A 7,601-nucleotide genomic window follows, 5' to 3' on the forward strand; every position below is an offset into this window, starting at 1 on the left:
TGTTCGTGACGCCAGGTGATCGTCCAGAAAACTATGTCTACCAGGCACGAATGGAAGGGCAAGCGGGCACGGGTCCGAGCTTTGTCGAGGACTCAAGTGCGGACGAAGGCCAGATCTTCTGGGTCGTCGCAGAAGGGGAGCCGACACCGGGACAGGTTTATTCAGGGAAGCTATCAGCCAAGCCGGGGCAGCTTTCTACGTGCACCTGCCCGGACAAGCATGAGTCTTGCTATTGCCATTTCATCAAGAAGTTAGGTGAAGTAGATGTGGAGAGCTGAGGCGATGATCGAGAGAAGGGCGTGGGTTTTCGGCCTCGCGTTGATCGTACTGGCAGTGATCTTTGCCGGCGAACTGCATATCACTCGTGCCGACGATCCTCCGTTCTGGGTATTCAGTGCGACGATGGATGGAACAGCGGACGGCGAGCCGCTGTTCACGGCGCCTGATGCGGCATCTGAGAGTCAGATCTACTGGACCGTTGCAGGCGGGACTATCGAGCAGTGGAACGAATATCCTGGCATCCTCTCATCGTCTCCCAAGAAGCCGCCAATTTGTACTTGTCCGGTAGAGCACGGTGCAACGTGCAGGTGTAAGTTGGTCAAGCCGGTCGAGCCCGGGATTCCATAGCCCTGCCAGCGGGGGGTGTCCCGCTCGGCGCTGATTTTCGCGGGGCGAGCATTCTCCTCGAGAGCGGGAGATCCTGCCTTTTCATCGGTGGTTTCGATGAGGGGTGGGATCAAGAAAACGGCTCGGTGGCGAAGGAGTCGAAGATCGGCACGTCGTGGCGCAGGCCGTAGAGCTTCCAGATCGCCGCGGAGAAGGTCTCCTGGAGGTAGCGGCCGCCGATGCGGATCGGCAGGGCGTCGATCTCCACGGTGGGGGAGACCGCCACGCGCAGCAGGTACTCGATCAGGTAAGAGGCGTTGCGGGCGATGCGCCCGCTGTAGGTCGCGTCGTTGCGCTGGGAGATGATGCGCTCCTCGTGCATCGAGCGGCCGAACTCGGACTCCACCAGCTCGTCGAAGGTGGTCAGGATCACCTCGGCTCGCACGCTGCGGGCCCCCGACTCCACGTAGGGCGCGTAATCCCGGGCCAGCACCTCGGCGCTCAATCCGCGACCGGCGGCGAAGTCCCAGCCGTGGCCCTTCATGCGGTCGATGATCTCGCCCGGTGTCGGCAGCCCGATGTCCACCAGCAGGTTGATGTCGTTGTAGACGCCTTCGTGAATTTCCTTCTCCACGCGGAGGACCCGGGGGTGGGCGGCGATGGCCTCCTGGAAGCGCTCGATCTGGATTTCGGTGCCCACCAGCTTGAGGCCGAGCAGATCGTCGATGCGAAGCTGGTCCGGTGCGAAACGCAGGGCCCCGCTTTCGAGGGCCAGCCCGAGACGCTGCTCCGCGGCGGCCAGGTCGGTGTCTTCCCGTTGGAGGAGCGCGCCGAGGGCCGCGGCGACCCGGCGCGAGGCCTTGTCCGCCACGCGGCGGATTCGCTTGACCCGGATCATCCCGCGAATCTTTCCTTCCTCTCCGGTGAAAAGGCTCAGGTCCGCCGGTGTCCCCGGAAAGAAGTCCTCGGGCCGGTGGTGGTAACGGGTGAAAAGATCCTGCTGGCGTGGAGTGGGATGCTCCACCGACGCGGCGATGGCCCGCCGGAGTTCGTCTTTCAGCCGCAGGCGATGGACGCAGACGGGCCCCAGGCCGAGCCGTCGGGAGACATCGCGGAGCAGTTCCCGGGCTACCGGCGCCGAGATCAGGTTTTCGTAGATCAGGACCTGGGTGACGAAGCGCCCGTCGCCGGGTTCGAGTCGGCCGGCGAACCACCGGGTGGCCACCTCGAAGAGGCGGTCGCGATGCACGATCCCGGTCAGGTACAAGAGGGGCCTTTCCCTTTGGGGGCGGGAGGTCTATTCCACCACGGGTGGCGCCGGCGGGCAATGCGCCGTGGGCGGGCGCCGCGGGCGGGAGCCGAAGCTGGTCAGAAGCGCCAGTCCCATGGCGGGCCAGTCGATGAAGACCTTCAGCACCAGGCTGAAGAACAGGCCGATGGCCAGGCCCGGCAGGCCGAAAAAGAAGGGGAGGGTCGAGAGCAGCGCGTAGGGCACGAAACCCATCGCCAGCCCGCCGAGCACGGACATCCGCCAGCCGCAAGATCGGCCGATCCGGCGGCCGATGATGTAGAGCACTCCCGCGCGGCCCAACATGCGCAGGAACACGAAAGCGAACATGAGCACGGGGATCAGCGGCAAACCCACCATCGACATGCCGAGCAGCGCGTAGATCACCACGATCCCCGCGTGAGACAGGAAGCCGACCAGCAGGGCCAGGCCGAGGCTGGGTCCCAACTCGTCGCCGATCAGCCGCAGACGATCGGGGACCATGGCGGCGATCAACATCAGCACGACGAAGACGATCAGCAGGTGGAGCACCGCCAGCCAGCCGAAGATCGACGTCAGGGCGGAGAAAGGGCCGCCCAGGCCGGCCGGCGGGAAGGGCGAGGGAATGTTCACGCGACTGCCGTCGACCTGGATATCCGGAGCCTCGATGCCGCTCAGCAGCGTGACCATGTCACCGTCGACCCCCATCCCCGGCGCCACTTTGAGAGTCGAGGCCAGCGCTATCAGGTCGCCTTCCACCGAGGCGCGGACGCGGGCCTGACCGCCGATGATGACCAGGCTGCCACTGACGGGCCCGTCGAGAATCAGTGTGCAACCGATGCACACCAGATCGCCTTCCACCCGCTGGTCACCGGTGATGTGGAGTTGGGCGAAGAAAAGACTCTGCGGGCCGAGAACGTCGATCCCGGGGCCCTCGTGGGCCTCTTCGGTGAGAGGGGCGGGACGCTCCGGCTGCTGGGCGAAGGTCCCGGGCAAACTCCCGCCGAACAGGAGACCGGCGCCCAACAGCATCCAGGCCCGGAGGAAGGAAGAGCGGCGGCGCGTCATGATCGGTTCTCCTCTGAAGGTTCGAGAGCGTTCCTTTGCAGATCGCGCAGGATGATCAGGGCGATGGTTCCGCTCATCGCCAGGACGCCGACGAGGGTCAACGGGGGCAGCCCCTCGCCGGCGATCTCCGCCGCGCGGCCGGCGCCGTGCAGGAGCTGGAGGCCGGTGGCGGCGGCGGCCAGCGCCAGTCCGCGCAGTAGCGTCAGCAGGGGCTCGAAGGCGGCAAGCAGGCCGAGGGTGATGCGGGACAGCAGCGTGGCCTCCTCCTGCACCTCGGGCCAGAGGGCCACCATGCGCGCCGCCGCGGCGGCCGCGATGGCCAGTGCCGTCGCCGCGGCGAGGCCGGCGTTCCAGCGGCTGCGGCGCTGCTGCCGGCGCCGGGCGTCGATGGCGGCAACCGCTTGGGCGACGCGGCCGGTGACATCCACGGGAGGCGGCGCCATGGCGCGCAGCCGGGCGCCGTCGTCGGCGAGCCGGCGCTCGATCACCCGCCGGTCGGCGCAGGGCGGGCACGCTTCCTCGTGGCGGATCAGTTGCCGGATGCGTGCCCGGGGGAGGGAGCCCTCGCGCCAGGCGGGAAGGTCGAGGCGGAAGTCGTCACAGCGCAAGGGACACCCCCTCTCCGAAATAGTCGGGGTAGCGGTCGGCGAGGATTCGCGCCAGGGCGCGGCGGCCCCGCAGCAGTCGCACCTTCATCGTGTTTTCCCGCAGGCCCAGCATCTGTGCCGCCGTCCTCAGGGACTGGCCTTCGATATAGACCAGGAAGAGCGGCCGGCGATAGAGGGGATCGAGGTCGGCCAGAGCCGAACGCAGCAGCCGGGCGCGCTCGCGCCGCTCGAGCCGCTGCTGGGCGCCCCCGTGGGTGGCGGCCCGGCCTTCGGCCAAATCCCCACAGGGGATCTCGCGGCGGCGCTTGCGCTGACGGTCCATCACGTGGTTGGCGGCCACCCGGTAGAGCCAGGTGGAAAAGGGGTGATCGGGCCGGTAGCGGGCGAGATTCTCGTAGACCTTGATGAAAACCTCGCTGATCACGTCCTCGATCTCCTCCCGGGGGGTTCCGTAGCGCCAGGCCACCCCGGCTACCAGGTCCTGGTGTTGCCGGACCAGCTCGGTGAAGGCGTCCGGCTCGCCGGAGAGCGCTGCTTTCACCAGCCGGTGGTCCTGGGCGGGACGCTCCCCCACGGGCTTCTCCTTGGCTTCCGGCGGGTGAAACGAACGACCGCCGCGCCGGTTTCACGTTTCCGCGGGCTTTTGTCCGCCGGGCGGGCCGATGACCACGAGCACTCCCCCGCCCAGCCGCACCGTGGCCTGCCTGCCGGTCATGGCGTTGCTCACTCCCCGGGAGCGGGCGTGGTCGAGGGTCTCCCCCGCGAGAGGAAATCTCAGCCCCCGGGTGACGACTTCCCGGGCATCGCCTCCCAGGGGCAGCAGGGAGACCCGCAGACCCGGTCGGCCATGGACACGCAGCTCCCGTCCCGGGTGCAACCAGTGCAGCCATTGGTCGTCCGCCCAGGCCCGGATGCGCGCGGGAGCGTACTTCGGCCGGGCGGGCAGGAGGAGATTGGCCAGGGTGTGATCCCAGCGGCCGCCGAGTACGCCGAACAGGTCGATGGATTCGGCACCCCGGTCGAGGGCCTCGTCGAGGGCCAGTTCCAGGTCCGTGGCGTCCTTTTCCGGGGGGTAGCGCAGGAACCGGGTGCCGCGCCGCTCGAGCCGGGCGGCGGCCTCCGTGGCCAGGGAGTCGTTGTCGCCGATCACCACCCGGGGCGACAGCCCCCACCCCAGGCAGTGGGCCGCGCCCCCGTCCGCGGCGATCACCAGGTCGGCGGCCGCACAGGCGTCGGCGCCGGTGGGGCCCGGGTCCGGTGCGGCGCCGACGATCACGACCCTCATCGCTTCACCATGCGTCGGCTCTCTCCACACGGGCAGATTACGCCTTTTGCCGGCCCGGGGGGAGCGGGCCGGGGAGGCGTCTGATCAGCCCCGGCACCTGGTCCAGGTGTTGGACCACCACCTGGGCGGCGGCCAGCTTTTCCGCAGGTGTCCAGGCACCGGCCAGGGCGATGCAGGCCAGGCCTGCGGCCCGGGCGGCGGCGATCCCGTGGGGCGAATCCTCCACGGCGACCAGATGGCACGGGGCCAGGCCCAGGCGCCGGGCCGCCAGGCGATAGATCTCCGGATCGGGCTTGGCGCGGCGGACGTCCTCGATGGTGAGCAGGGCGCTGAAGGCTTGGGCGACCCCCAGGCGCTGGAGAGCGCTGCGGGCGGAGGCCACGCCGGACGAGGTGGCCACCGCCAGTTGGAGTCCCGCGGCGGCGAGCCGGCGGACCAGCGCGACCGCTCCGGGCATGGCGGCCACCTGCTCGACCAGTCGCCTCCACGTCCCTTCCTGGACCCGTGCCACCTCCCGGGGATCCACGCCGTCGACCCGGTGCCGGGCGAGGAGCTCGGGGAGATAGTCCCGGGGGTGGCGTCCGACGATGAGCGGGATGCTCGCGTCGCCGATCTGCACGCCGAAGGTCGCCAGGGCCTGCCGGGCGCTTTCGACGTTGGCGCTCTCGGAGTCGATCAGCACCCCGTCCAGGTCGAAGACCACGCCGGCAGCGGGAAAGGGCGGGGCGATCATTCTCGAGCCGTGTCCAGGTCAAGGGCCTCGATCACCCGGCCGTCGGAGCTGCGGTGACGCAACAGCAGAGGCAGACGAGGGTGCAACCACCAATCGCTGCTCCCATCGCCCCGGTTCAGCCGCAGGTGCCGGGCATTGAATGTGCCCGCCGGCACGCGCACGGTTTGCCGACCCAGGTCCTCGAGGCGGATGTCCGCGTGCTGGACTCCCAACGGGGCGGTGGCGTTGCCGACCCGGTAGCACCACTCCGGTGCGGCGGCGGCACCCAGGGCCGCGGCCTGGGTGCCCACCGAGGGGAGCAGCACCAGTGAGCCGGAGGGCAAGAATGTGCTCTGCCGCTGGACTCCCACCGACCGTCCGCGAACCCGGGCCTCGAGCCTCTTGCCCTCCCGCCAGCCTCGCAGGCGCACGGCCTCGGGATCCGAGCCCCAGGTGACCTGGAAAGAGCCGGGTCGTCTCACGCCGTCGAGGTGGAGGACGATCTCCACTTCGCGGCGCGGCAGGCGGGAACGGATCGACAGGCGGCCTCCGTCGTCCTGCTCGATGACGAGATGCTCCTCCTCGTCCGGCCCCGCGACGCTGCCCAGCACCGCCGAGCCCACGATCCGGCGGCTCGTCGCGGGGGGCTGGGGCCGGCGTCCCTCCAGGATCGCGGCCAGGTCTTCTTCGGCGCTGCCACCGACGGGCGACTCGACGAAGCGGCCGATCTCTTCGCCGCCCTCGATCACGCGCACGGTCGGCACGTTGGTGATACCGCGCAGTTGGGCCCAGCCTTCGGGCCGGGCGAAGTCCCGGGTGACGGCCACCAGTTTCACGGCGATCCGTTCGTTGGCCGCCAGCTCCAGGGTGCGGAGCAAGGCGGGGACCTCCCGCCGGCTGTCGGAGCACCAGGTGCCGAAGGTGATCTCCAGGGTCACCGGGCGCTCCAGCCGGGCCAGCGCGGCCAGCGCCCGGCTTTCGGGCTCGTAGTGTTGGCCGCGGCGGCGCCAGCCCGCCATGCGCTCGAAGAGGGAAGGTGGATCGATGGGGCCGGCCAGCCCCTGGTGGGGCATGACCAGCACCGTCCTTCCGCGCCAGGCCAGGAGGAATTGTCCCGGGGCCGGCGTGGCGACCGGGCCGAGCCTGGACACTTCCCGGGGCGCCGTGCGGCGGCTTTCCTTCCACGCCCGCTCGGTCGCGGCCGATGCGCATTCGAGAGCGGAGGCCTGACCGTCTTGCTGCGCGATGACCGGCCACCGGGGCCAAGAGGTGGCGCTCAGGAGCAACAGGCCGGCCTCCCGGTCGCGATAGCAGGAGACTCCCCCGGCCAGCCGGCCGTCGATCCAGACGTCCCGGTCGACCTGGCGCCATGCCCGCTCGGGCCAGAGCTCAGGGCCCGGGCCGGAATCGTTTCCGGCGGGGGCCGCCGCGGGTGCGCAGCCGACCAGCATCGTCCCGCCGACGAGCGCCAGAAAACACGACCACCATCGCCGACCGTGCAAGTCGCCTCCTCGCTTGCGAGTACGGGCGCAAAAACCCCGTTCCTCGCCGGGAGGGTACCGGTCCCGTCGCCGGGTGACAATCCGGCTCGCCTCGCAGGAGGGGACGGTCCGATTCCCCGCCGCTTGCGGGGATGCTATCGTGGCGCGGTGCCCTTCAGGCCCCGGGGGCACACCCCCCCCACCGTGGAGCGAAGAATGTACCCCGTGGCCCCGGGGGCCGGGGGGACGCAAGCCGCCGGGGGTGTCCGGACCCTGTCCGCGGCACCTGTCCGCATGCGGACACCTCGTCCCCAAACTCCGCGCCCGAGCGCGGGTTCAAACTGGCCCCGCTCTTGCTCTCCCACGGGGCATGGACTGGCCCGAGATCCCCATCGAAAAGATACCCCCCGAGGCGTTCCTCCCTGCGCGCTGCCCCATCCGGCACTGCCCCTCCAACGCCCCGGACCGCCCCGCGCCCTTCGCCTTCAGGAGACACGGCTTCTACGACCGCAAGTGTGACGGAAGGCGCGTCCCGCGTTTCCACTGCTGCGCCTGCGGCAGGACCTTCTCCCAG

Annotated in this window: 9 protein-coding genes; 2 read left to right on the top strand and 7 right to left on the bottom strand. The window is 69.8% G+C overall.

Annotated features, from left to right (window positions below; all coding sequences use genetic code 11):
* Together Q9Q40_15515 and Q9Q40_15520 are read left to right on the top strand one after the other, a co-directional pair.
* Positions 1-278 (top strand): hypothetical protein (locus Q9Q40_15515; GenBank protein ID MDQ7008629.1); only part of this gene is annotated, 278 nt, incomplete at its 5' end.
* 4 nt (positions 279-282) lie between these two features.
* Positions 283-627, top strand: a complete 345-nt coding sequence (locus Q9Q40_15520; protein MDQ7008630.1) for a hypothetical protein — start codon at positions 283-285, stop codon at positions 625-627.
* A gap of 109 nt (positions 628-736) precedes the next feature.
* Here the strand turns inward: Q9Q40_15520 and Q9Q40_15525 are convergent, their stop codons facing one another.
* The 7 genes from Q9Q40_15525 to Q9Q40_15555 are packed head-to-tail and all read right to left on the bottom strand — an operon-like array spanning position 737 to position 7,048.
* Positions 737-1,873, bottom strand: coding sequence for a hypothetical protein (locus Q9Q40_15525; GenBank protein ID MDQ7008631.1), 1,137 nt, complete (start codon positions 1,871-1,873; stop codon positions 737-739).
* A 30-nt stretch (positions 1,874-1,903) separates the two neighbouring features.
* Positions 1,904-2,941 (bottom strand): hypothetical protein, encoded by a 1,038-nt coding sequence (locus Q9Q40_15530; GenBank protein MDQ7008632.1) that lies wholly within the window; start codon positions 2,939-2,941, stop codon positions 1,904-1,906.
* Positions 2,938-3,549 carry a hypothetical protein gene (locus tag Q9Q40_15535; protein ID MDQ7008633.1) on the bottom strand — a complete coding sequence of 204 codons (612 nt, stop codon included), beginning with the start codon at positions 3,547-3,549 and terminating at the stop codon, positions 2,938-2,940. Before Q9Q40_15535 ends, Q9Q40_15530 begins: the two co-directional genes overlap by 4 nt.
* A complete protein-coding gene (locus tag Q9Q40_15540) occupies positions 3,539-4,123 on the bottom strand; it encodes a sigma-70 family RNA polymerase sigma factor (protein ID MDQ7008634.1) in 585 nt (194 codons plus the stop codon). The genes Q9Q40_15535 and Q9Q40_15540 overlap by 11 nt, the downstream gene beginning before the upstream one ends.
* A gap of 51 nt (positions 4,124-4,174) precedes the next feature.
* Complete coding sequence (locus Q9Q40_15545) at positions 4,175-4,834, bottom strand: thiamine diphosphokinase (protein MDQ7008635.1); 660 nt, start codon at positions 4,832-4,834, stop codon at positions 4,175-4,177.
* A gap of 37 nt (positions 4,835-4,871) precedes the next feature.
* Complete coding sequence (locus tag Q9Q40_15550; protein ID MDQ7008636.1) at positions 4,872-5,567, bottom strand: HAD family phosphatase; 696 nt, start codon at positions 5,565-5,567, stop codon at positions 4,872-4,874.
* Entirely contained in the window at positions 5,564-7,048 is a 1,485-nt protein-coding gene (locus Q9Q40_15555; GenBank protein ID MDQ7008637.1) for a thioredoxin family protein, read from the bottom strand. Before Q9Q40_15555 ends, Q9Q40_15550 begins: the two co-directional genes overlap by 4 nt.
* Positions 7,049-7,601 lie beyond the last annotated feature (553 nt).

It is taken from the genome of Acidobacteriota bacterium (assembly GCA_030949985.1).
GTDB lineage: Bacteria > Acidobacteriota > Polarisedimenticolia > J045 > J045 > JALTMS01.